Here is a 24171-nt window from a genome sequence, read left to right as displayed (position 1 = left end):
TTTGATATAATGGTAGTTATGAATAGAATAAGAGTCAGCAAAAGGGTTGAAAAGAAGCTCGCAAAGGGGCTTGTTTTACTGGAAGCCAGCGATCTTGCAGATGTTCATCTCAAGGATCAGGAAGTAGAAGTTCATAGTCAAGGTGGAAACTTTCTTGGAACTGCCTACCTTTCTCAGCAAAACAAGGGCTTGGGCTGGTTTGTCAGCAAAGACAAGGTGACCTTCAATCAAGCTTTTTTTGAAACGCTGTTTAGACAAGCTAAAGAAAAGAGAAGTGCCTACTATCAAGATGATTTGACTACTGCCTTTCGTCTCTTTAACCAAGAGGGAGATGGCTTTGGCGGTCTGACAGTGGAGCTTTATGGCGACTATGCTGCTTTTTCTTGGTATAACTCTTATGTTTATCAGATTCGCAAGGTTATCTCAGAAGCTTTTAGACAGGTTTTTCCTGAGGTTTTAGGAGCATATGAGAAGATCCGTTTTAAGGGTTTGGACTATGAATCTGCCCGTGTTTATGGTCAAGAAGCACCTGACTTCTTCACTGTTTTGGAAAATGGTGTTCTGTATCAAGTCTTTATGAACGATGGCTTGATGACAGGGATTTTCCTAGACCAGCATGAAGTTCGCGGTAGTTTAGTGGATGGGTTGGCTATGGGTAAATCCTTGCTCAACATGTTTTCCTACACAGCAGCCTTTTCAGTGGCTGCGGCCATGGGAGGAGCAAGCCAGACTACTTCGGTTGACCTAGCTAAACGTTCACGAGAATTGTCTCAAGCGCATTTTCAGGCTAATGGAATCAGCACAGACGACCATCGTTTTATAGTTATGGATGTTTTTGAGTATTTCAAGTATGCCAAGCGAAAAGGCTTGACCTATGATGTGATTGTCCTAGATCCGCCTAGCTTTGCTCGGAACAAAAAACAAACATTTTCTGTGGCCAAGGATTATCATAAGTTGATATCCCAAAGTCTTGAGATTTTAAATCCGGGCGGTATTATTATTGCCAGCACCAATGCTGCCAATGTATCCCGCCAGAAATTTACAGAACAAATTGATAAAGGCTTTGCAGGAAGAAGTTACCAGATTTTAAATAAATACGGTCTTCCAGCAGATTTTGCCTATAATAAAAAAGATGAAAGTAGTAATTACCTCAAGGTGATTAGTATGAAGGTTAGTAAATGAAATTAATCGTTTCAGTAATGCCAAGAAGTTTAGAGGAGGCCCAGGCTCTGGACGCCACGAGGTACCTGGATGCCGACATCATTGAATGGCGTGCCGACTATCTGCCTAAGGAAGCGATTTTGCAGGTGGCTCCAGCGATTTTTGAAAAATTCGCAGGTCGTGAGTTGGTTTTCACGCTACGAACTCGCTCTGAGGGGGGAGAAATCGACCTTTCTCCAGAAGAATATATCCATCTAATCAAGGAAGTGGCGCAACTCTATCAACCAGACTATATTGATTTTGAGTACTACAGCTACAAGGATGTTTTTGAGGAAATGCTGGACTTCCCAAATCTTGTTTTGAGTTACCACAATTTCCAAGAAACACCTGAAAATATGATGGAAATCTTATCAGAGTTGACGAGCCTAAATCCAAAACTTGTTAAGGTTGCAGTGATGGCTCACACAGAGCAGGATGTCTTAGACTTGATGAACTATACACGAGGCTTTAAAACCCTCAATCCTGAACAGGAGTATGTGACCATTTCTATGGGCAAGGTGGGCAAAGTTTCTCGTATCACTGCGGATGTGACTGGTTCTAGCTGGTCCTTTGCTAGTCTTGATGAGGCAAGTGCCCCAGGTCAGATTTCCTTAGCTAACATGAAAAAAATTCGGGAGATTTTGGATGAAGCTTGATGGCTATACACGTTTAGCTGCCGTTGTTGCCAATCCTATTAAACATTCTATTTCCCCCTTTATCCACAATAGTGCCTTTGAGGCGACAGCTACCAATGGTGCTTACGTGGCTTGGGAGATTGAAGCGGTTGACTTGGAAGTCACGGTGGCTAATATTCGTCGCTACCAGATGTTTGGAATTAACCTTTCTATGCCCTATAAGGAGCAAGTGATTCCTTATTTGGATGAGCTGAGCGATGAAGCGCGTTTGATCGGTGCGGTTAATACGATTGTCAATGATAATGGCAATTTAATTGGATATAATACAGATGGCAAGGGATTTTTTAAGAGCTTGCCTTCTTTTACAATTTCAGGTAAAAAGATGACCCTGCTGGGTGCAGGTGGTGCGGCCAAGTCCATTATAGCGCAAGCTATTTTGGATGGTGTCAGTCAGATTTCGCTCTTTGTTCGTTCAGTTTCTATGGAAAAAACAAGACCTTACCTAGACAAGTTACAGGAGCAAACAGGCTTTAAGGTAGACTTGTATGCTTTAGAAGATGTTCCTGAACTGCAAGCAAGGATTGCTGAGTCGGATTTACTTGTCAATGCGACAAGTGTAGGGATGGATGGTCAATCCTCCCCAGTTCCTGAAAGCATCAATTTGCCAGAAACTATCTTGGTGGCAGATATTATTTACCAACCCTTTGAAACGCCATTTTTAAAATGGGCCAGAAGTCAGGGTAATCCAGCCGTCAATGGTCTGGGAATGTTGCTCTATCAAGCTGCAGAAGCTTTTCAACTGTGGACAAGCAAGGAAATGCCGACAGAAGAGATTTGGCAGTCCTTAAAAGAAAAATACCAATAAAGAAAAGGAGACTCTCCTATGAAAATCAGAATCGATATTCCTCATCATCCTTATGATATACAGATTGAAAAAGGCTGTCTGGCTCAGGCTGGTCAATGGTTGCGAGAACTCTGGCAACCACAAAAGGTAGTCATTGTGACAGATAACCATGTAGCTTCTCTTTATGCAGAGAAGGTCAAGCTCAGCCTAGAAGATGCTGGTTTTCAGGTAGCAGTTTTTGACTTTTTAGAAGGGGAAGAAAGAAAGAATTTAACCACTGTTCAGAAAGTCTATGAATTTCTAGTTAAGCAGGGGTTGACTCGTAGCGATGGAATCGTGGCTCTTGGTGGTGGTGTCGTTGGGGACCTGGCTGGTTTCGTAGCCTCTACCTATATGCGGGGTATTCATTTTGTTCAGATTCCGACTAGTTTGACAGCTCAGGTTGATTCTTCTATCGGCGGAAAGACAGGTGTCAACACTCCGTTTGCTAAAAATATGGTAGGGACCTTTGCCCAACCAGACGGGGTACTGATCGACCCACTTGTCCTTGAAACGCTCGGAAAAAGAGAGTTGATTGAAGGAATGGGTGAGGTTATAAAATATGGCTTGATTGAGGATACAGAACTGTGGGCTCTATTGACGGAGCTGGATGGTTCTGTGGAGAGCATTCTGGAATATGCAGAGACCTTGATTGAACATTCTTGTCAGGTTAAGCGCAAGATGGTAGTTGAGGATGAGTTGGATAACGGTGTTCGCCTTTACCTCAATTTTGGCCACACTATTGGCCATGCCATTGAAGCAACGGCTGGTTATGGAAAGGTCATGCATGGAGAAGCTGTGGCCATGGGCATGGTACAGATTTCCAAGGTTGCTGAGGAAAAAGGCCTCATGCCAGCTGGCATTACCCAGTCCATCACAGAAATATGTCAGAAATTTGGACTACCTGTTGACTATGAAAACTGGGATGTTGACAAGCTTTATCAGGCTTTGACACATGATAAGAAAGCGCGTGGCAATACCTTGAAATTGGTCTTAGTGCCAGAGCTCGGTTCAGCGGCCATTCACCCAGTTTCTCTGGAAGAGATGAAAGACTACTTGGTAAAATAAGGAGAGTGTATGAGATATTTAACTGCAGGAGAATCACACGGTCCCCGTCTGACAGCTATCATTGAGGGAATTCCAGCTGGACTTCCTTTGACAGTTGAGGATATCAATGAGGATTTGAAACGTCGTCAGGGTGGATACGGCCGCGGTGGTCGTATGAAGATTGAGAGCGACCAAGTTATCTTTACTTCGGGTGTTCGCCATGGGAGGACTACTGGGGCTCCCATTACCATGGATGTCATCAATAAGGACCACCAAAAATGGCTGGATATCATGTCTGCGGAGGACATTGAAGACCGCCTTAAAAGCAAACGGAAAATCACCCATCCACGTCCAGGTCATGCCGACTTGGTTGGGGGCATTAAGTACCGTTTTGATGATTTGCGAAATTCTTTGGAGCGTTCATCTGCCCGTGAAACCACCATGCGGGTGGCAGTTGGGGCAGTAGCCAAACGCCTCTTGGCTGAGCTGGATATGGAAATTGCCAACCATGTCGTAGTCTTTGGTGGCAAGGAAATCGATGTTCCTGAGAATCTCACAGTTGCTGAGATTAAGGAAAGAGCTGCCCAGTCTGAAGTTTCTATTGTCAACCAAGAAAGAGAACAGGAAATCAAGGACTATATTGACCAAATCAAACGTGACGGTGATACCATCGGTGGGGTTGTGGAGACAGTCGTTGGAGGTGTTCCAGTTGGTCTTGGTTCCTATGTCCAATGGGACAGAAAATTGGATGCCAGACTTTCCCAAGCAGTTGTCTCTATCAATGCCTTTAAAGGGGTGGAATTTGGTCTTGGCTTTGAAGCTGGTTATCGTAAAGGCAGCCAGGTCATGGATGAAATTCTCTGGTCTAAAGAAGACGGCTATACTCGCCGTACCAACAATCTAGGGGGCTTTGAAGGTGGTATGACTAATGGGCAACCCATCGTTGTTCGAGGCGTGATGAAGCCCATTCCTACTCTCTACAAACCACTTATGAGTGTGGATATTGAAACCCATGAACCCTACAAGGCAACAGTCGAAAGAAGTGATCCGACCGCTCTTCCAGCAGCCGGTGTGGTCATGGAAGCCGTTGTGGCAACGGTTCTGGCACAAGAAATCCTTGAAAAATTCTCATCAGACAATCTAGAAGAATTAAAAGAAGCAGTAGCCAAACACCGAGACTATACAAAGAACTATTAAGGAGTTCCTATGGCAAAAACAATCTATATCGCAGGTCTCGGGTTGATCGGTGCCTCGATGGCCCTAGGCATCAAACGCAATCATCCAGATTATGAAATTTTAGGTTATAATCGTAGTCAAGCTTCGAGAGATATTGCCTTGAAAGAGGGCATGATTGACCGTGCAACAGATGATTTTGCCAGTTTTGCTCCTTTGGCAGATATCATCATTCTCAGCTTGCCAATCAAACAAACCATTGCTTTCATTAAGGAATTGGCCAACTTGGACTTGAAAGAAGGGGTCATTATTTCAGATGCCGGTTCGACCAAGTCAGCTATTGTGGATGCGGCGGAGAACTATTTGGCTGGCAAACCTGTTCGCTTTGTCGGGGCTCATCCCATGGCTGGTAGTCACAAGACAGGGGCTGCTTCTGCGGATGTCAATCTTTTTGAAAATGCCTATTATATCTTTACACCTTCAAGCCTGACAAGTCAGGACACGCTTGAGGAAATGAGGGACTTACTTTCAGGTCTTCATGCTCGTTTTATCGAGATTGATGCCAAGGAGCATGATCGTGTGACTTCTCAGATTAGCCATTTCCCTCATATTCTGGCTTCTAGTCTCATGGAGCAGACCGCGGTTTATGCTCAAGAACATGAGATGGCAAGGCGCTTTGCGGCAGGTGGTTTTCGAGATATGACTCGGATTGCGGAAAGCGAGCCGGGTATGTGGACCTCCATTCTCTTGTCCAATCGTGAAACTATTCTGGATCGAATTGCGGATTTCAAGGAGCGTTTGGATGAGGTTGGTCAGGCCATCAGCAAGGGAGATGAGGAGCAAATCTGGAATTTTTTCAACCAAGCGCGTGAGCAACGTCAGGCCATGGAAATCCATAAGCGTGGCGGTGTGGATAGCTCTTATGACCTCTATGTCGACGTTCCCGATGAAGAAGATGTCATCCTGAGGATTTTGGAACTGTTACGTGGAACTTCCTTGGTTAATATCCACATCAATGAGGAAAACCGTGAGGATATTCACGGGATCCTACAAATTTCATTTAAAAATGCTCAAGACTTGGAAAGAGCTGAGCATCTCATAACAGAAAATACCGACTACACAGTCGTCATCAAGTAAGGAGAAGAACATGTCAAATATTTACGATAGTGCAAACGAACTCAGTCGCGGTCTACGCGAATTACCAGAATACAAGGCTGTCAAAGCAGCTAAAGATGCTATTTCAGCAGATGCTGAGGCAAGCAAAATCTTTACAGAATATGTTGCTTTCCAAGAGGAAATTCAAAGACTGGCTCAGACAGGTCAAATGCCAGACGTTTCCTTCCAAGCTAAGATGGAAGGCTTTGGCAAGCAGATTCAGGGGAATAGCCTCTTGTCAGAATTCTTTACCAAGCAACAACAATTGGCCATTTACCTTTCTGACATTGAAAAAATTGTTTTCGAACCAGTTTCAGAATTACTAAAATAAGAAAATTATTTTGTTCATTACTTATAGGTATTTTCTTAAGCGTATGATTATTATTGGTAACTACTGTATTAGTTAGAGTTATTAGCGTGGTTCGTTTAAGAATGACTCTGGGGATGAATGCCTTTACTAATAAACAAAATACAAAACAAATTAAATAGGCTATTGAAAATCATAACTATAATACAAAACGAATTTGAAAGCTTATAACTGTTATTTTCAACTTCAATTGATAAGTTAGAAATTGTTGATGAGATAATAAATATAGAAACAATTATGAAAGAGATTGATTTTTATTATCGATAAATTTTAGTTAAATGATGAACAATAGAAAATAGGAAAAAATATGTCAAAAAAACTAATTGCTCTAATAGGAGTTACTGTAGGAATTATCTTCATCAGTATTATAGTGTTGACAGGTTCGTACAACAGTCTTGTTAGCAAAGATGAATCTGTGAAACAAGCAAACTCGAAGATTGAAGTTGCACTTCAACGTAGGGCTGACTTAATTCCAAATGTTGTAAATTCTGTAAAAGGATATATGAAGCACGAGGAGGACATCTTTACAAAGATTGCGGATGCTCGTTCTAAGATTGGATCAGGAAATAAAGAAACAAAAAGTGAAGGGGAGAGCGAATTAACGACTGCCATTTCCCGATTGCTAGTTGTTCAAGAAAATTATCCTGAGTTAAAAGCCGATACACAAGTGTCTTCTCTAATATCAGAACTTGAGGGAACTGAAAATCGTTTGTTCGTTGCTCGTAAAGATTACAACGATACTGCAACAGAATATAATAAGACCATTAGACGTTTTCCCACTAATATGATAGCTAGTTTGTTTGGTTTCCAAAGAGCTGAGTTAATTGAAGCAGAGAAAGATGCAAAGGTTGTCCCTAAAGTCAATTTAACTGATTAGTCTTGTGGGGTATCTCCTATGAAAAAGTTACTTTTACTCTTAATTACCCCTTTATTCTTTTTTATGCCTCTTGTTGCGGCTAATATAGCTATTCCAGATCGTCCTTTAAATGGTATTTACGATCCTAACGGTTATTTAACCACTAGTGTTGCAGAAACGTTAGAGAGTATGAATTCTGGAAGTGAAACCCAAGTAGGTATTTACATTGTAGATACTCTGGACGGTTTCAGTATCGAAGAGGTAGCCAATGAGGTTGCACGCAAATGGAAAGTTGGGAAACAAGATTCTAACAGTGGAATTTTAATTGCTATTGCTATAAAGGATAGGAAGTTTCGTATTGAAACATCCAACGAAGCAGCAATTTGGCTTACTGACTCTATGGCCAGTTCCTTACTAAATGATTCTAAGCCATACATGAAAGAAGGGAAATATACTGATGCCCTTAACAAAATTCTAGTAGGTATTTCTAAAGCGGAGTCTAGAAAAGCTGAAATCATAAACAAGACGGAGAATAATCGACTTCCAAAAAGCTATGAAAAATCATTAAAAAATAATGAAGGCTTTAGTAAGTACTTCGATTACATTCCGTTTCCGATATTGTTCTATCTGTTGTTCTTTCTTTTACTAAGTTTAGCAACGTGGATCAGGTACTTAAAAAGATGTCGCTTTTCTAAGTATGAGTACGAGGGAAAAGGGAAGCTGTATCCAGATTTTCCTGACTTTGTACCTAACGATACGTGGACTGAAGAACGTAAATCTGACTATAAAAAAAATAAGCGTTTAATTAGGTCTCAATATCAGTACGAAGGATATAATAAACTTTATCCAGACTCAAAAGGTTTTCTGCCTAATGATACTTGGACTGCATTACTTCTAGAAGCATACTACGCAGAAGTTGAAAGAAAGCACCTAGATAGGCTTAATCGCTCTCAATACTCTTATAATGGGAAGGGGAAACTCTACCCAAACGATAACGATTTTGTGAGGAATGATTCTTGGACTTCCGAGCTCACAAAAAGCTACTATGCTTCACAAAGAGTACAGTCAAGTTCTTATGGTAGATCAGATTCATATGATTCTGGTACTTCTAGTTCATCTTGGTCTTCAGATGATTGGGGTGGCGGTGGATTTGATGGTGGAGGCTCTTCAGATAGTTGGTAAATTGAAAATGAAAAGAATTGCTAAAATAAGAAAATAACTATCATAAAGTCAGAAATTTTTAAGGAATTTCTGGCTTTTTATGATAAAATAGGTAAAAGTATTGCAAGTATGAGGTCTAGTATGAAACTAAAAACAAACATTCGCCGCTTACACGGCAGTATCCGAGTTCCAGGTGACAAGTCTATCAGCCATCGTTCCATTATCTTTGGAAGTTTGGCTGAGGGTGAGACCAAGGTTTATGATATTCTGCGAGGTGGCGACGTTCTTTCGACCATGCAAGTCTTTCGTGACCTTGGTGTTGAGATTGAGGATAAAGATGAGGTTATTACCATTCAAGGTGTAGGTATGGAAGGCTTAAAAGCGCCCCAAAATGCCCTTGATATGGGAAATTCTGGAACTTCGATTCGCCTGATTTCAGGTGTTCTTGCTGGTGCAGACTTTGAAGTAGAAATGTTTGGAGATGACAGTCTTTCCAAACGTCCTATGGACCGTGTGACGATTCCATTGAAAAAAATGGGCGTCAGCATTTCGGGACAAACTGAGCGAGACCTGCCTCCTCTTCACTTAAAAGGGACGAAAAACCTCAAACCTATTCAGTATGAGTTGCCAATTGCCTCTGCCCAAGTCAAGTCCGCCTTGATCTTTGCGGCCTTGCAGGTTCAGGGGGAGTCTGTTATTATCGAAAAAGAGTGCACTCGTAATCATACTGAAGATATGTTGCAACAATTTGGTGGTCATTTAAGTGTGGATGGCAAGAAAATCACAGTCCAAGGACCGCAAAAATTGACAGGACAAAAGGTGGTTGTTCCAGGAGATATTTCCAGTGCAGCCTTTTGGCTAGTCGCAGCTTTGATTGTTCCAAATTCTCGTGTGGTGCTTAAAAATGTGGGCATCAACGAAACGCGTACTGGTATCATTGATGTCATTCGCGCCATGGGTGGAAAATTAGAAGTTACTGAAATTGACCCAGTCGCTAAATCTGCTACTTTGACTGTTGAGTCTTCTGACTTGAAAGGAACAGAGATTGGTGGCGCTTTGATTCCACGCTTGATTGATGAATTGCCAGTTATCGCTCTGCTTGCGACTCAAGCCCAAGGTGTAACAGTTATCAAGGATGCTGAGGAGCTCAAGGTTAAGGAAACAGACCGCATTCAGGTTGTGGCAGACGCTTTAAATAGCATGGGTGCGGATATCACACCTACAGCAGATGGAATGATTATCAAAGGGAAATCAGCCCTTCACGGTGCTAGAGTCAATACATTTGGAGATCACCGTATCGGTATGATGACAGCCATCGCAGCCCTCTTGGTTGCAGATGGAGAGGTGAAGCTTGATCGTGCAGAAGCCATCAATACCAGCTACCCTAGCTTCTTTGATGATTTGGAGAGCTTGATTCATGGCTAAGGTGTTATTAGGCTTTATGGGGGCTGGTAAATCGACTATTGCAAGAGGCTTGGACCCTAATTACCTTGATATGGATGCTCTGATAGAGAAGCGTTTAGGAATGTCCATTGCGGAATTTTTCGCGGAAAAGGGAGAAGAGGCCTTTCGTCAGATAGAATCAGAAATCCTAGCTGATTTACTACAAAGAGATCAAGTTGTGTCAACTGGTGGGGGAGTGGTCATTTCTCAGCGAAATCGTGATTTACTCAAGACCAATTCTGATAACATCTATCTGAAAGCTGATTTTGACACCCTATACCAACGCATAGCAGCTGATAAGGACAATCAGCGCCCGCTGTTTCTAAATAATAGCAAGGAAGAACTTGTAGCTATTTTCCAAGAAAGACAGACTTGGTATGAGGAAGTTGCCAGTCGGGTTTTGGATGTGACCAAGCTAAGCCCAGAGGAAATTATAGAGGAACTGAGATGAAAATTGCTTATCTAGGTCCCAAGGGATCATTTTCACACCACGTAGTGCAGACAGCTTTTCCTCAGGAGGAATTGCAGGCCTTTGCCAACATTACAGATGTTATTAAGGCCTATGAGCAAGGTTTGGTGGACTATTCTGTGGTGCCAGTTGAAAATTCTATCGAGGGTAGTGTTCATGAAGCCTTGGACTATCTTTTTCATCAGGCTCGCATCCATACAGTAGCAGAAATTGTTCAGCCCATTCACCAGCAGTTGATGGTGGTTCCAGGTCATACTAAGATTGAAAAGATTTTTTCTCATCCACAGGCTTTGGCTCAAGGAAAGAAATTCATCGATGAACAATATCCAGATGCCCAAATCGAGGTAACAGCTAGTACAGCTTATGCGGCTCGTTTTATTTCCGAACATCCAGACCAGCCCTTTGCAGCAATTGCGCCTAGAAGTTCTGCAGAAGAATATGGCTTAGAACTGATTGCTGAAGATATTCAGGAAATGGAAGCCAATTTCACACGTTTCTGGGTTTTGGGAGCTGAAGGTGCAACCATTCCCTTGCAAGCACAAACTGAAAAAATGAGTTTGGCCTTGACCTTGCCGGACAACCTTCCCGGTGCCCTCTACAAGGCTCTTTCGACCTTTGCTTGGAGAGGAATTGACCTGACAAAAATTGAAAGTCGTCCACTCAAGACAGCACTGGGTGAATACTTTTTCATTATCGATGTGGACTATGCCGATAAGAATCTGGTCCACTTTGCCCAAAAAGAATTAGAAGCGATTGGAATCCAGTATAAAGTAATGGGTGCCTATCCCATTTATCCAATATCAGACAATGGAAAGGAGAGAAGATGAGTAAAGAAAATCCTTTAAACCATCACGAGCAGTTACGTTATGACTATCTTTTTAAGAACATTCATTACCTCAATGAGCGAGAGAAAAAAGAGTTTGCTTACCTGCAAGGTAAGTTAAATATGGCTAGCAGTAGTAAAGCATCTCCAGAAATTCATCATGAAAATTACGATTTGGAAGAATCTTTCATGGAACCAGTCAATCAGTCTCCTCTTCCATCCTATGGTAACCGTAGTCGTGCAAAAAAATACCAGAAAAGTCATTCTCTTCCAAAGGTTAAGCCCAAAAAACGTAAGATTCGTTGGGGGCGCATTTTTGCAGGATTGCTTGCCCTTCTAGCCTGTGTCGGATTTGGCATGATCTTTATGTTCCTAAAAGGCTATTCAAATGCGGATCCAAATAAACCTGCCAATGCTAAGGCAGCTCAAGTAGAAGTTTTTCATGGTCAAGATACCAAGGATGGGGTCAATATTTTGATTATGGGGACGGATGGACGGATCGGTCAAAATAGTGCTGAAACAAGAACGGACTCTATTATGGTCTTAAACGTTGGTGGCTCAGATAAGAAAATTAAGCTGGTCAGCTTCATGCGTGATAACTTAGTTTATATTGATGGATATAGTAAGATTATCAATGGGAAGAAACAAACAGATAACAAGTTAAATGTAGCTTATGAACTAGGGGAACAAGAAGGCCAAAAAGGGGCAGAACTGGTTCGCCAAGTATTGAAAGATAATTTTGACTTGGACATTAAGTACTATGCCTTGGTTGATTTTCAGGCCTTCGCAACCGCTATTGACACTCTCTTCCCTGATGGGGTGACGATTGATGCCAAATTCTCAACCTTAGAAGGTCAACCTTTAACCGAAGCTACAGTCGGAGATGACTTGCATGCTACAGAAACAGAGTCTCCAACCCAGACTATCAAAGTTGGAAAACAACAGATGAATGGTTCAACCTTGCTCAATTATGCTCGCTTCCGTGATGATGATGAAGGTGATTACGGTCGTACCAAGAGACAACAGCAAGTGTTGACAGCTGTTCTGCAACAGCTCAAGGATCCAACTAAACTCTTTACTGGATCAGAAGCACTTGGTAAGGTCTTTGGGATGACCTCTACGAATGTTCCTTATAGTTTCCTACTGACCAATGGCTTATCCTTCCTAGATGGAGCGCAAAATGGTATTGAGAGATTAACAGTTCCAGAACTAGGTGATTGGGTAGATGCCTATGATGTCTATGGAGGACAGGCACTCTTAGTAGACCAAAATAAATATCAAACTAAACTTTCTCAGATGAGGATGAGATAGAATTATACAGGAAAAATCAAGGTTCGAATCACCAGTAAAATAGTGGTTTGAACTTTGATTTTTCTTAGTGTTTGATGGATTTTTAAGGCTTTTTTATGGTATAATAAAACGATATAACTCGTTATTGAATAGAAGAGGAGAGACATGAGTGATTTGAAAGCGATTCAGGCTCGTAGTCTGGAAATGGCTGAATATTTCGTCGCATTTTGTAAAGAACATGATCTGCTTTGTTATCTTTGTGGTGGAGGTGCTATTGGTGCCCTTCGAAACAAAGGTTTCATTCCTTGGGATGATGATCTAGATTTTTTTATGCCCCGTAAGGATTATGAAAAATTGGCAGAATTATGGCCTCGTTATGCAGATGAGCGTTATTTCTTGTCAAAGAGTAACAAGGATTTTGTCGATCGTAATCTTTTTATTACCATTCGTGACAAGGAAACCACCTGTATCAAACCTTACCAGCAGGATTTGAATTTACCACATGGTCTGGCTTTGGATGTTTTGCCTTTGGATTATTATCCGAAAAATCCAGCTGAGCGGAAAAAACAGGTTCGTTGGGCCCTCATCTATTCTCTTTTTTGTGCGCAAACTGTTCCAGAAAAGCATGGCGCACTTATGAAATGGGGGAGTCGCATTTTACTGGGTGTGACACCAAAATCTCTTCGTTATCGCATTTGGAAAAAAGCTGAAAAAGAAATGACCAAGTACAGTCTGGCTGAGAGCGATGGAATCACGGAGTTATGCTCTGGTCCTGGCTACATGAGAAACAAGTACCCAATCGCATCCTTTGAAGATAATCTCTTCTTGCCATTTGAAGAGACAGAGATGCCCGTTCCAGTCGGCTATGATGCCTATCTCAGCACTGCTTTTGGGGATTATATGACACCTCCACCAGCAGATAAGCAGCTACCACATCATGATGCTGTTATCGCTGATATGGATAAGAGTTATAGAGAGTACAAGGGAGAATATGGTGGCTAAGAAAAAAATCTTATTTTTTATGTGGTCTTTTTCTCTCGGAGGCGGTGCAGAAAAGATTCTTTCGACAATTGTTTCACATCTGGATCCCGAAAAGTATGATATTGACATTCTTGAAATGGAGCATTTTGACAAGGGATACGAATCTGTTCCCAAGCATGTAGGTATTTTAAAATCCCTTCAGGATTATCGCCAAGCCAGATGGATTCGAGCTCTTTTGTGGAGAATGAGAATTTATTTTCCAAGACTGACACGTCGCTTGCTGGTGAAAGATGACTATGATATTGAAGTTTCCTTTACCATTATGAATCCTCCACTTTTGTTCTCTAAAAGAAAAGAAGTCAAGAAAATCTCTTGGATTCATGGAAGTATCGAAGAATTTCTTAAGGATAGCTCCAAAAGAGAATCACATAGACGCCAGTTGGATGCTGCGGATACCATTGTAGGAATTTCAAAAAAGACCAGCAATTCTATCAAGGAAGTCTATCCAGACTATGCTTTGAAATTACAGACGATCTACAATGGATATGATTTTAAAAGTATTCTAGAAAAATCTCAATTGAAGATAAATATCGAGATTGCACCTCAAAGTATCTGTACTATTGGACGGATTGAGGAAAATAAGGGTTCTGACCGTGTAGTGGAAGTGATAAGGTTATTACACCAAGAGGGAAAAAACTATCATCTCTACTTTATTGGGGCTGGTGATATGGAAGAGGAACTCAAAAAACGCGTCAAAGAGTATGAGCTTGAAGACTATGTACATTTCCTTGGTTATCAAAAAAATCCTTACCAGTATTTATCTAAGATGAAAGTTCTCTTGTCTATGTCTAAACAAGAAGGTTTTCCTGGAGTGTATGTGGAGGCCTTGAGTCTAGGACTTCCTTTTGTCTCTACAGATGTTGGAGGGGCTGAGGAATTATCCCAAGAAGGTCGATTTGGACAAATCATTGAAAGCAACCAAGAGGCAGCTCGGGCAATTATTGACTACATGACTTCTGCCTCAAATTTTGATGTCAATGAGGCTAGCCAATTTATTCAGCAATTTACAATTGCCAAACAAATCGAACAAGTAGAAAAACTATTAGAGGAGTAGCATGGAAACTGCATTAATTAGTGTCATTGTGCCAGTCTATAATGTGGCACAGTACCTAGAAAAATCGATAGCTTCCATTCAGAAGCAGTCTTATCAAAATCTGGAAATCATTCTGGTTGATGATGGTTCAACGGATGATAGTGGAGTCATTGCCGATAGATTTTCTTTAGTTGATAATCGTATAAAAGTATACCACCGGAATAATGAAGGGCAATCGCAAGCACGAAATTATGGTCAGAGTCGTGCCAAAGGTAAATATTTAATTTTTATTGACTCAGATGATTATATCCATCCAGAAATGATTCAGAGTTTATATGAGCAATTAATTCAAGAAGATGCGGATGTTTCTAGCTGTGGTGTCATGAATGTCTATGCTAATGATGAGAGACCACAGTCAGCCAATCAGAATGACTATTTTGTCTGTGATTCTAAAGTATTCTTGAAAGAATATCTCATAGGTGAAAAAATACCAGGTAGTATCTGTAACAAGTTAATAAAAACTGATATTGCTAGACAGTTATCTTTTCCGAAAGGATTAATTTATGAAGATGCTTATTATCATTTTGATTTAATCAAGTTGGCTAAGAAATATGTGGTTAATACGAAACCCTATTATTATTATTTTCATAGAGGGGCAAGTTCTACAACAAAATCTTTTTCCGAGAAAGACCTTACTTGTATAGATGTATATCAATTGTTCTATGACTATGTAATTTCATGTTATCCAGAATTAAAAACTGAAGCGTTTTTTAGACTGTCTCATGCTTATTTTGTTGTTTTTGATAAAATGTTGTTGGATCACCAATATAAACAGTTTGAAGCCTATTCCCAGATTCATCGTTTTTTAAAAGGCCATGCCATTGCTATTGCTAAGAATCCTATTTTCCGTAAGGGGAGAAGAATTAGTGCTTTGGCTCTATTCATAAATATTTCCTTATACCGATTCTTATTACTGAAAAATATTGAAAAATCTAAAAAATTACATTAGAACGGGGGTGAGTAAGTGATTGATGGAAAACGATTATTATTTAGTTTGACCATAGTCAGTTATGCCTTGACGCTAGTAAGTGGAATTGTGTATCTATTTAATAATAACAATGTTAGCTTGCTTTCTACTTTATTGTTCCTACTGGTTAGTAGCTTAATTGCTTGTTGGAATGATATCAAGTATTACTTAATCCATTTTATTTTCTTTTTAACTATTTTTGTATTTCTAGTATCAAGGCCGACCATTGATTATTTTAGAGATGGTGCTTTGGATACCTATCATCCGATTGCCTATCGTTTTGCCTTTATAGTTGTCATGGTTTCGATTCTGGGCTTGACGACAGGAGGCATCCTGGCTCGTTATTTTATAGCTAGGAAGCAAATGAAAGTACCCAAGATAGGAAGTTCTCTAAAAGAAGTTTATATCAAGCGGTTGCGCTTTGTATCGCTAGGAGTTTTTCTTCTAACCTATCCATTCTATCTACTTCGGTTATTTGAACGGCTCTTGTATCGCTTGCAGACGTCCTACTATGCCTACTATGCAAATTTCGAAAGTAAACTGCCTTATTTTACCTACATCTTGTCTACCTTTACGGTCTATGCAATGTGTATGTATCTGGCAACTAAACCAAAGAAATGGCAGGCGACAGCAGTGTTGGTATCCTTCATTGTAGCCAACACCATTCATTTGGCGATCGGGACACGAAATCCCTTTATTTTAAGTATTTTATTTTCTTTTGTTTATTACTTTATGCGGGAGCAAACTGAAAAAGGAAAATGGATTGGGTTTAAAGAAAAGTTAGCGATTTTTGTCGGATCTCCTATTCTCATGTTAGCGATGGGAGTGCTCAATTATGTACGGGATAATGTCCAGGTTTCCCATACAGGTTTCTGGGATATCCTGCTTGACTTTATCTATAAACAAGGAACCAGTTTTGGTGTTTTGGCTCGAGGTTTTCTATTTAACAGTAGCCTACCTTACCGAGATTTACGCAATTTTACTTTTGGGCCTGTTATTGATTATTTTGCAAGGGGGAGTTTGGGAGCCATTTTCGGAGGAAAAGCCTTTGAACATACAACCAATAGTGTGGAACTAGCTATTGATAGTAATAGTTATGCCCATAATCTATCCTATCTTGTCTTGAACAAGGAATACTTGAAAGGACATGGTATCGGAAGTAGCTATATTATGGAGTTGTATACCGACTATGGTATGATAGGAGTCTTTCTACTTAGTCTCTTACTTGGTGTATTGTTTATAGCCATGTTGCAAGCAGCCTATCGCTCAAGAACAATCCTATTTGCCTTGTCTTTACTCATCTTGAATAATCTATTCTTTATGCCAAGAAGTAGCTTTTCAGAAAGTTTCTTCAGTTTATTTACAATGCAATTCTGGGGAATTGTTCTTGTGATTATATTCGTAGCAAAAATGCTTACTAAAGAAAACCAGTATCTACTAAACAAAGGAGAAAAAAATCATGTTTGAACATTATTCAGTAGCTGATTTATTTGCGAATCTTTACAAAAAACGAAAAGCAAATATTCTAGCTCTTATCACTTTATTTGCTATCATTGCTGTACCATTTACAATTAAAGCAGTTAAGAATAAAAACACTGTCAAAGACACAACAAGTTATTCAACTTATATCAGCTATAAAATTACACCTCCGGAAGATTCAGCCAAAACGATTTTGAATCATCAAATTGGTGGGTATAGTGATTTTTATGGGAAATTAATTGAAGGGAATTTAAATGGAGCTTATCTTTTCAATGATGTAGAACCGAGTGAGTTGAAAAAAATTGCCAGTGAATTGGATACGACAGAGTCAACCTTGAAAAATTCTACAAGCGACTATTGGTGGAAAAAATTGACCGTCTATTATATGATTGACGATGCAGGGGTTGGTGTGAAAATTTTGACACCAAGTAAAGACGCCAATGACTTGTTAGAGAAAAAGATTGATGCACTGGTTGATAAATTTAAAAATACCTATGCAAACGTGAAAATTGAAAAATTGGAAACCATCAACTCTAAAGAATTGAACGCAAACGGTGAGACAGCGCTTGGATTAAATGTGAAGAATCTGCTTCTTCGTTTAGCAATTATTGGAGTTGTCTGTGTGATTTTGGTTGTGATGGGAAATGTATTGGTTTATCTCTTTAACCCAACAATCAATAGAGCAAGTGATTTTTCTCAATATCAAATTGATTTTGTGACAGAGATTACAACAATGGCTAATCTAGCAGATGTCTTGTCATACAAAAACTCTGGTCAAGAGTTGACTATCGTTAGCTCAAATAAAGCTATCCTAGATAAATTGAAACAAAATCAAGAGGTTTTAAAAGGAATTCATTTTGTAGATTTACAGGACGTACCATCTCTTTTAGAAAGAGATACAGTCCTTCTTGTTGAAGAATACGGAGTAACTCGTTATAAGAAATTTGAGCAAAGTCTTCAAATTCTTCGAAACTTAAATCGTTCTATCCTCGGTGTAGCAACCTTTAAATTATAAGCATTCTGATATATTATGTATTAAAAGTTGGACAAGAGGTTTGCTTTTGAGGCCCTATAATGTTTGTAGCGGGTAAATCCCCTATATATATTATGGAGCCTATTTTGTTGTCTTGCTTGAAAATCGGGTAGTCACTAAGACTTCTTTAGTAAAGAAAAATTAACAAATCCGATATATTTTTAACCAAAAGAATGGTAAGAAGCTAATTGAAAAGACTTCTATGATAGATATCAATCATTAACATTCAATTTTTTTACAACAATCATACTGCAACTAAATAATTAAGTCTCTGACAATTTTGTATTGTCAATCCCAACTGGAGTTATTTGTTTTTTATGATATAGTTTGCCTTGATTCAAGTCCAATAAATTTTATTTGAAACGCTCAAAAAGTTAGTTTTTAATCTTAAATATTGAGGGATTTGAGTTCTAAAAATGATCAAGAATAAGTAAAAACTAGTTGTTAAAAACAAAAGGCTTATTTTAGCTAACTTTATGATATAATGAAAAACGAGGTAAATTGAATGAAAAGTATAAAATTAAATGCTCTATCTTATATGGGAATTCGTGTCTTAAATATTATTTTTCCCATCCTAACTGGAACCTATGTCGCGCGTGTCTTGGACCGAACTGACTATGGTTACTTCAACTCAGTTGACACTATTTTGTCATTTTTCTTGCCCTTTGCGACATATGGAGTTTATAACTACGGTTTGCGAGCTATCAGTAATGTCAAGGATAACAAAAAAGATCTTAATAGAACCTTCTCTAGTCTTTTTTATTTGTGCATCGCTTGTACGATTCTGACCACCGCTGTCTATGTCCTTGCCTATCCTCTCTTCTTTAATGATAATCCAATCATCAAAAAAGTCTACCTTGTTATGGGGATTCAACTCATTGCCCAGATATTTTCAATCGAATGGGTCAATGAAGCTCTGGAAAATTACAGTTTTCTTTTTTACAAGACTGCCTTCATCCGTATTCTGATGCTGGTCTCTATTTTCCTGTTTGTCAAAAATGAACACGATATTGTTGTCTATACACTTGTAATGAGTTTATCGACATTGATTAACTATCTGATTAGTTATTTTTGGATTAAAAGAGACATTAAGCTTGTTAAGATTCACCTAAGTGATTTTAAACCGCTCTTTCTCCCTCTTACGGCTATGTTGGTCTTTGCCAATGCCAATATGCTCTTTACTTTTTTGGATCGTCTCTTCCTCGTTAAAACAGGGATTGATGTCAACGTTAGTTACTATACCATGGCTCAGCGAATTGTGACCGTTATAGCTGGGGTTGTAACAGGAGCTATCGGAGTGAGTGTACCTCGTCTCAGTTACTATTTGGGTAAAGGAGACAAAGAAGCCTATGTTTCTCTGGTTAACAGAGGAAGTCGAATCTTTAACTTCTTTATCATTCCACTCAGTTTCGGACTCATGGTTTTAGGACCAAATGCTATCCTACTTTATGGTAGTGAAAAATATATCGGAGGCGGTATCTTAACCTCTCTCTTCGCTTTTCGTACGATTATCCTGGCACTGGATACCATTCTTGGTTCTCAAATTCTCTTTACAAATGGCTATGAAAAACGAATCACAGTCTATACAGTCTTTGCAGGATTACTCAATTTGGGCTTAAATAGTCTCCTCTTTTTTAACCACATCGTGGCTCCTGAATACTACTTACTGACAACTATGCTATCAGAGGCCTCTCTACTTGTTTTCTATATCATTTTCATCCATAGAAAACAGCTCATCCACTTAGGACATATCTTTAGCTATACCGTTCGATACTCGCTCTTTTCACTTTCCTTTGTAGGAATCTACTTCCTTATTAATTTCTTGTATCCTGTGGATATGGTCATTAATTTGCCATTTTTGATTAATACTGGTTTGATTGTCTTGCTATCAGCCATCTCTTATATTGGACTACTTGTCTTCACCAAAGATAGCATTTTCTATGAATTTTTAAACCATGTCCTAGCCTTAAAAAATAAATTCAAAAAATCTTAGGAGTTTAAAATGAAACAACTTAGCATTGAAGATGCCAAACAAATTGAATTAGAAATTTTGGATTATATTGATACTCTCTGCAAAAAGCACAATATCAACTATATTATTAACTACGGTACTCTGATTGGGGCGGTTCGACATGAGGGCTTTATTCCTTGGGACGACGATATTGATTTATCCATGCCTCGAGAAGACTACCAACGATTTATTACCATTTTCCAAAAGGAAAAAAGCAAATATAAGCTCCTATCCTTAGAAACTGATGAGAACTACTTTAACAACTTTATCAAAATAACCGACAGTACGACTAAAATAATCGATACTCGAAATACAAAAACCTATGATTCTGGTGTCTTTATCGATATTTTCCCTATGGATCGCTTTGATGATCCTAAGGTCATTGATACTTGTTATAAACTGGAAAGCTTCAAACTTCTATCTTTCAGTAAACATAAAAATATTGTCTATAAGGACAGCCTTCTGAAAGATTGGATACGAACAGCCTTTTGGTTGCTCCTTCGACCTGTTTCTCCTCGTTATTTCGCACATAAAATCGAGAAAGAAATTCAAAAATATAGTTGTGAGAATGGGCAGTACATGGCTTTTATCCCTTCTAAATTTAAGGAAAAGGAAGTCTTCCCAAGTGGTACCTTCGATAAAACAATCGATTTACCCTTTGAGAATTTAAATCTTCCCGCACCTGAAAAGTTTGATACTATTTTGACACAATTTTACGGAGATTATATGACCTTACCACCTGAAGAAAAACGCTTCTACAGTCATGAATTTCATGCCTACAAATTGGAGGATTAGGATGCAATATTTAGAAAAAGAAGAAATTAAAGAAATTCAACTAGCCCTGCTAGACTATATTGATGAAACTTGTAAGAAACATGATATTCCTTATTTTCTAAGTTATGGAACCATGCTTGGAGCTATCCGCCACAAAGGTATGATTCCATGGGATGATGATATTGATATTTCTCTCTATCGTGAAGATTATGAGCGTTTACTGAAGATTATTGAGGAAGAAGATCATCCTCGCTATAAGGTTCTTTCTTATGACACCTCTTCTTGGTACTTCCATAATTTTGCATCGATTTTAGATACTTCTACCGTTATCGAAGACCATGTTAAGTACAAACGTCATGACACCAGTCTCTTTATCGACGTCTTTCCAATTGATCGATTTACAGATTTGAGCATTGTCGACAAGAGTTATAAGTATGTGGCCCTTCGTCAACTAGCTTATATCAAAAAATCACGCGCAGTTCACGGTGACAGCAAATTAAAAGATTTTCTTAGATTATGTAGCTGGTACGCTCTCCGATTTGTCAATCCGAGATACTTCTATAAGAAAATAGATAAGTTAGTTAAGAATAGTGTTGTAGAACAGCCGAAATATGAGGGAATGGTTGGAGTTGATAAAGAGGGAATGAAGGGTGTTTTCCAAATAAATACTTTCAAAGAGTTAATCTTAACAGAGTTTGAGGGAAGAATGTTACCAATTCCTAAAAATTATGATGTCTTTTTAACCCAGATGTATGGGGATTATATGACACCACCATCAAAGGAAATGCAAGAATGGTATAGTCATAGTATTAAAGCTTATCGCAAGATAGAGAAGTAGCACAGGCTTATAAGAGAGCGAATCTTTTGGTTGTTTATTTTGGAAAATCAGGACAGTACAATTCATATACAAAGCTTGATATGAAAATGGGTTAAAATTATGTTTTATAGAAATGATAAAGGAAAGTGTGACATACAATGAAGAATTTAAAGAAAAGAAAATTAATATTATTTATCTTTCTCATATGCACTTTAATTATAGCTACCAAATTATCTTCAGTCGATGCGGATACCATTTCCGCAGGGGATGGTAATCGAATCCATTTTATTAATTTAAAATCTAAGTCAGGGAGTGATGCTATTCTATTAGAAAGCAGGGGACACTTTGCTTTAATTGATATGGGTGAGGATTATGATTTCCCAGATGGAAGTAACCCACGTTATCCAGATAGGTGGGGAATAACCATGGACAATGACCAAGTTTTAGAGGATCGATTGTTCCGTCATTTGAAACAAGTTGGTGTTGAAAAGCTAGATTTTATCTTGGGTACTCATGTCCACAGTGATCATATTGGTTCTGCTGATGAGGTACTAAAACATTATCCTGTTGATAGATTTTATCTAAAAAGATACGCTGATGAACGTATTACAACAAAATGGAGGTTGTGGGACAATCTTTATAATTACGATAATGCTGTAAAGACTGCTACTGAACGTGGTGTAAAATTAATACAAGATATCTCAGATAAAGATAGTCATTTTACTTTAGGTGACATGGATATTCAGCTGTATAACTATAAAAATGAGTATGATAGCAACGGAAATCTAAAAAGGGTATTTGATGACAATTCTAACTCAATTGTAGCAGTTGTGAAAGTAGCAGGTAAGAGAATCTATCTTGGTGGAGACTTGGATAATGCTGAGGGAGCAGAAGATAAGTTAGGTCCTGTAATTGGTAAAGTAGACATGATGAAATGGAATCATCACTATGATGCTAACATTTCTAATACAGTTAACTTTATTAATAATTTATTACCAAGTATTGTTGTTCAGACAAGTGGATCAGATATTAATCGTGAATCTACTAGGACTCTACTACGAGAAAAGAATATAAAAATAGTAAAAGCTTTTAGTCATACAAAAGATGCGACTGTTTTTGATATAGATGAAGAAGGGTTTACTGATGTTTCGAAAGTTTTCCCCGATATACCGACGGTTAGAGAAAAATGGTATAAAGAAGAAGGTTACTGGAAATATCGCTTGTTCGATGGAGAAATGACGATTGGTTGGCGAAAAATAGACGGTGTTTATTATTTCTTTAATGGACAAGGACAAATGCAAGCTGGAAAATGGTTGCATTTGAAAGATTCTAGAGAAAAGCTTGATGGAAATTGGTATTACCTAAACAACAATGGAGGCATGCAAGAAGCCGGTTGGTTTAAGAAAGACGGTTTTTGGTACTATATTACCTCTACAGGGGCTCGGAAATATAATGAATTAGTGGAAATTTCTGGACAAAAATATTTATTTGATAAAGAAGGAAAAATGTTAACAGGATTGCACGAGTTTAACGGCAAAAAAATGTTCTTTGCTAGTAATGGCGCCCTTCAATCTAATGGTAAACCTTCTAGTTGGAAAAAAGTGTTAGGAAAATGGTATTATTACGATGAGAATGGAGTCCCTTCACTTAGTAAAAAAATTATAAATGGAACAACTTATTTCTTTAATCAAGAAGGTGTGATGCAGACTGGCTGGGTTTCTGTCAATGGAAAATGGAACTATTATACAGAATCTGGAGCAATGAAAACTGGCTGGATTAAAGATAAAGATATATGGTATTATTTGGACAAAGATGGTATCATGTTAACCGGAAATCAAGAAATCAGTGGAATTCGTTACTATCTAAACACAAGTGGAGCGATGCAAATTGGTTGGAAATTAATGGATAAGAACTGGTATTACTATTCAAGTTCTGGTGCGATGAAGATTGGCTGGGTTAAGGATAATGAAAAATGGTACTATTTGGACAAAGAAGGTATCATGCAGACTGGTGCCCATACGATTAGTGGATTGCGTTATTTTTTGAGTACAAGTGGAGCCATGCAGACTGGTTGGCAGAAACTTGAGGAGAACTGGTATTTTTATTCTGATTCAGGAATTGGTCAAACAGGTTGGCTAAAAGATCATGATAAGTGGTATTATCTTGAAGCTAAGGAAGGCACTATGTTGGTTGGCCTCAATCAAGTAGATGGCAAGCAATATTACTTTAGTGCGTCTGGAGCCATGCAGACTGGCTGGAAATGGTTTGATAATCATTACCGTTACTTTGAATCAAATGGAGCCATGAAAACTGGTTGGATAAAAGACAAAGGCGTCTGGTATTATCTAAATCCTGAAGATGGCATTATGTTGGTTGACCTCAATCAAGTAGATGGCAAGCAATATTACTTTAGTGCGTCTGGAGCCATGCAGACTGGCTGGAAATGGTTTGATA

General features: G+C 38.9%; 22 protein-coding genes. All 22 read left to right on the top strand.

The genetic code is table 11. The features are described 5' to 3' along the window. Positions 1–18 precede the first annotated feature (18 nt). Positions 19–1182, top strand: a complete 1164-nt coding sequence (locus N8O80_RS08085; protein WP_261027762.1) for a class I SAM-dependent rRNA methyltransferase — start codon at positions 19–21, stop codon at positions 1180–1182. Beyond that, positions 1179–1856, top strand: coding sequence for a type I 3-dehydroquinate dehydratase (gene aroD / locus N8O80_RS08080; RefSeq protein WP_000767765.1), 678 nt, complete (start codon positions 1179–1181; stop codon positions 1854–1856). Before N8O80_RS08085 ends, aroD begins: the two co-directional genes overlap by 4 nt. Next, positions 1846–2700 carry a shikimate dehydrogenase gene (locus N8O80_RS08075; RefSeq protein ID WP_261027760.1) on the top strand — a complete coding sequence of 285 codons (855 nt, stop codon included), beginning with the start codon at positions 1846–1848 and terminating at the stop codon, positions 2698–2700. The genes aroD and N8O80_RS08075 overlap by 11 nt, the downstream gene beginning before the upstream one ends. An 18-nt stretch (positions 2701–2718) precedes the next feature. Continuing rightward, positions 2719–3786, top strand: coding sequence for a 3-dehydroquinate synthase (gene aroB, locus N8O80_RS08070; RefSeq protein WP_261027759.1), 1068 nt, complete (start codon positions 2719–2721; stop codon positions 3784–3786). Positions 3787–3795: 9 nt separating this feature from the next. After that, positions 3796–4962: a chorismate synthase gene (gene aroC / locus N8O80_RS08065; protein ID WP_261027757.1), complete on the top strand. Its 1167-nt coding sequence runs from the start codon at positions 3796–3798 to the stop codon at positions 4960–4962. A 9-nt stretch (positions 4963–4971) separates the two neighbouring features. Then, positions 4972–6075: a prephenate dehydrogenase gene (locus N8O80_RS08060; protein WP_261027755.1), complete on the top strand. Its 1104-nt coding sequence runs from the start codon at positions 4972–4974 to the stop codon at positions 6073–6075. Between the two features lie 10 nt (positions 6076–6085). Continuing rightward, positions 6086–6424, top strand: a complete 339-nt coding sequence (locus N8O80_RS08055) for a YlbF/YmcA family competence regulator (protein WP_261027753.1) — start codon at positions 6086–6088, stop codon at positions 6422–6424. A gap of 343 nt (positions 6425–6767) precedes the next feature. Continuing rightward, positions 6768–7337, top strand: a complete 570-nt coding sequence (locus N8O80_RS08050; RefSeq protein WP_261027752.1) for a LemA family protein — start codon at positions 6768–6770, stop codon at positions 7335–7337. A gap of 18 nt (positions 7338–7355) precedes the next feature. Then, entirely contained in the window at positions 7356–8498 is a 1143-nt protein-coding gene (locus N8O80_RS08045; RefSeq protein WP_261027750.1) for a TPM domain-containing protein, read from the top strand. Positions 8499–8618: 120 nt separating this feature from the next. Beyond that, positions 8619–9902 carry a 3-phosphoshikimate 1-carboxyvinyltransferase gene (gene aroA, locus N8O80_RS08040; RefSeq protein ID WP_261027749.1) on the top strand — a complete coding sequence of 428 codons (1284 nt, stop codon included), beginning with the start codon at positions 8619–8621 and terminating at the stop codon, positions 9900–9902. Beyond that, positions 9895–10371: a shikimate kinase gene (locus N8O80_RS08035; RefSeq protein ID WP_261019795.1), complete on the top strand. Its 477-nt coding sequence runs from the start codon at positions 9895–9897 to the stop codon at positions 10369–10371. The genes aroA and N8O80_RS08035 overlap by 8 nt, the downstream gene beginning before the upstream one ends. Further along, a complete protein-coding gene (gene pheA / locus N8O80_RS08030) occupies positions 10368–11216 on the top strand; it encodes a prephenate dehydratase (protein ID WP_261027746.1) in 849 nt (282 codons plus the stop codon). Before N8O80_RS08035 ends, pheA begins: the two co-directional genes overlap by 4 nt. Next, the gene (locus tag N8O80_RS08025) at positions 11213–12523 is read left to right on the top strand and encodes an LCP family protein (protein ID WP_261027742.1); all 1311 of its coding nucleotides are present in this window, start codon (positions 11213–11215) and stop codon (positions 12521–12523) included. Before pheA ends, N8O80_RS08025 begins: the two co-directional genes overlap by 4 nt. 144 nt (positions 12524–12667) lie before the next feature. Beyond that, positions 12668–13504: a LicD family protein gene (locus tag N8O80_RS08020; RefSeq protein WP_261027741.1), complete on the top strand. Its 837-nt coding sequence runs from the start codon at positions 12668–12670 to the stop codon at positions 13502–13504. Beyond that, positions 13494–14597 carry a glycosyltransferase gene (locus N8O80_RS08015; RefSeq protein WP_261027740.1) on the top strand — a complete coding sequence of 368 codons (1104 nt, stop codon included), beginning with the start codon at positions 13494–13496 and terminating at the stop codon, positions 14595–14597. The genes N8O80_RS08020 and N8O80_RS08015 overlap by 11 nt, the downstream gene beginning before the upstream one ends. A gap of 1 nt (position 14598) precedes the next feature. Then, on the top strand, positions 14599–15585 hold the full coding sequence (locus tag N8O80_RS08010) for a glycosyltransferase family 2 protein (RefSeq protein WP_261027738.1): 987 nt from the start codon (positions 14599–14601) through the stop codon (positions 15583–15585). A 15-nt stretch (positions 15586–15600) separates the two neighbouring features. Next, positions 15601–17070 carry an O-antigen polysaccharide polymerase Wzy family protein gene (locus tag N8O80_RS08005; protein ID WP_261027737.1) on the top strand — a complete coding sequence of 490 codons (1470 nt, stop codon included), beginning with the start codon at positions 15601–15603 and terminating at the stop codon, positions 17068–17070. Beyond that, on the top strand, positions 17063–18097 hold the full coding sequence (gene tarQ, locus N8O80_RS08000; RefSeq protein WP_261027736.1) for a teichoic acid biosynthesis protein TarQ: 1035 nt from the start codon (positions 17063–17065) through the stop codon (positions 18095–18097). The genes N8O80_RS08005 and tarQ overlap by 8 nt, the downstream gene beginning before the upstream one ends. 523 nt (positions 18098–18620) lie before the next feature. Continuing rightward, positions 18621–20108 (top strand): type IV teichoic acid flippase TacF, encoded by a 1488-nt coding sequence (tacF, locus tag N8O80_RS07995; protein ID WP_261027734.1) that lies wholly within the window; start codon positions 18621–18623, stop codon positions 20106–20108. A 9-nt stretch (positions 20109–20117) separates the two neighbouring features. Continuing rightward, a complete protein-coding gene (locus N8O80_RS07990) occupies positions 20118–20921 on the top strand; it encodes a LicD family protein (RefSeq protein ID WP_261027733.1) in 804 nt (267 codons plus the stop codon). 1 nt (position 20922) lies between these two features. Further along, positions 20923–21738, top strand: coding sequence for a LicD family protein (locus N8O80_RS07985; protein WP_004259723.1), 816 nt, complete (start codon positions 20923–20925; stop codon positions 21736–21738). Between the two features lie 137 nt (positions 21739–21875). Beyond that, positions 21876–24171 (top strand): MBL fold metallo-hydrolase (locus N8O80_RS07980; RefSeq protein WP_261027732.1); only part of this gene is annotated, 2296 nt, incomplete at its 3' end.

It is taken from the genome of Streptococcus mitis, from assembly GCF_946190155.1.
GTDB classification, from domain to species: Bacteria; Bacillota; Bacilli; order Lactobacillales; family Streptococcaceae; genus Streptococcus; species Streptococcus mitis_CL.
This window is presented reverse-complemented; position numbering and strand designations above follow the sequence as displayed.

Bases quoted from the DNA above. Each gene is read 5' to 3' on its own strand.
- N8O80_RS08085 (WP_261027762.1), top strand. From the start codon at position 19: ATGAATAGAATAAGAGTCAGCAAAAGGGTTGAAAAGAAGCTCGCAAAG.
- aroD (WP_000767765.1), top strand. From the start codon at position 1,179: ATGAAATTAATCGTTTCAGTAATGCCAAGAAGTTTAGAGGAGGCCCAG.
- N8O80_RS08020 (WP_261027741.1), top strand. From the start codon at position 12,668: ATGAGTGATTTGAAAGCGATTCAGGCTCGTAGTCTGGAAATGGCTGAA.
- N8O80_RS08035 (WP_261019795.1), top strand. From the start codon at position 9,895: ATGGCTAAGGTGTTATTAGGCTTTATGGGGGCTGGTAAATCGACTATT.
- N8O80_RS08015 (WP_261027740.1), top strand. From the start codon at position 13,494: ATGGTGGCTAAGAAAAAAATCTTATTTTTTATGTGGTCTTTTTCTCTC.
- aroC (WP_261027757.1), top strand. From the start codon at position 3,796: ATGAGATATTTAACTGCAGGAGAATCACACGGTCCCCGTCTGACAGCT.
- pheA (WP_261027746.1), top strand. From the start codon at position 10,368: ATGAAAATTGCTTATCTAGGTCCCAAGGGATCATTTTCACACCACGTA.
- N8O80_RS07990 (WP_261027733.1), top strand. From the start codon at position 20,118: ATGAAACAACTTAGCATTGAAGATGCCAAACAAATTGAATTAGAAATT.
- N8O80_RS07985 (WP_004259723.1), top strand. From the start codon at position 20,923: ATGCAATATTTAGAAAAAGAAGAAATTAAAGAAATTCAACTAGCCCTG.
- N8O80_RS08045 (WP_261027750.1), top strand. From the start codon at position 7,356: ATGAAAAAGTTACTTTTACTCTTAATTACCCCTTTATTCTTTTTTATG.
- aroA (WP_261027749.1), top strand. From the start codon at position 8,619: ATGAAACTAAAAACAAACATTCGCCGCTTACACGGCAGTATCCGAGTT.
- tacF (WP_261027734.1), top strand. From the start codon at position 18,621: ATGAAAAGTATAAAATTAAATGCTCTATCTTATATGGGAATTCGTGTC.
- N8O80_RS08060 (WP_261027755.1), top strand. From the start codon at position 4,972: ATGGCAAAAACAATCTATATCGCAGGTCTCGGGTTGATCGGTGCCTCG.
- aroB (WP_261027759.1), top strand. From the start codon at position 2,719: ATGAAAATCAGAATCGATATTCCTCATCATCCTTATGATATACAGATT.
- tarQ (WP_261027736.1), top strand. From the start codon at position 17,063: ATGTTTGAACATTATTCAGTAGCTGATTTATTTGCGAATCTTTACAAA.
- N8O80_RS08075 (WP_261027760.1), top strand. From the start codon at position 1,846: ATGAAGCTTGATGGCTATACACGTTTAGCTGCCGTTGTTGCCAATCCT.
- N8O80_RS08025 (WP_261027742.1), top strand. From the start codon at position 11,213: ATGAGTAAAGAAAATCCTTTAAACCATCACGAGCAGTTACGTTATGAC.
- N8O80_RS08050 (WP_261027752.1), top strand. From the start codon at position 6,768: ATGTCAAAAAAACTAATTGCTCTAATAGGAGTTACTGTAGGAATTATC.
- N8O80_RS08055 (WP_261027753.1), top strand. From the start codon at position 6,086: ATGTCAAATATTTACGATAGTGCAAACGAACTCAGTCGCGGTCTACGC.
- N8O80_RS08010 (WP_261027738.1), top strand. From the start codon at position 14,599: ATGGAAACTGCATTAATTAGTGTCATTGTGCCAGTCTATAATGTGGCA.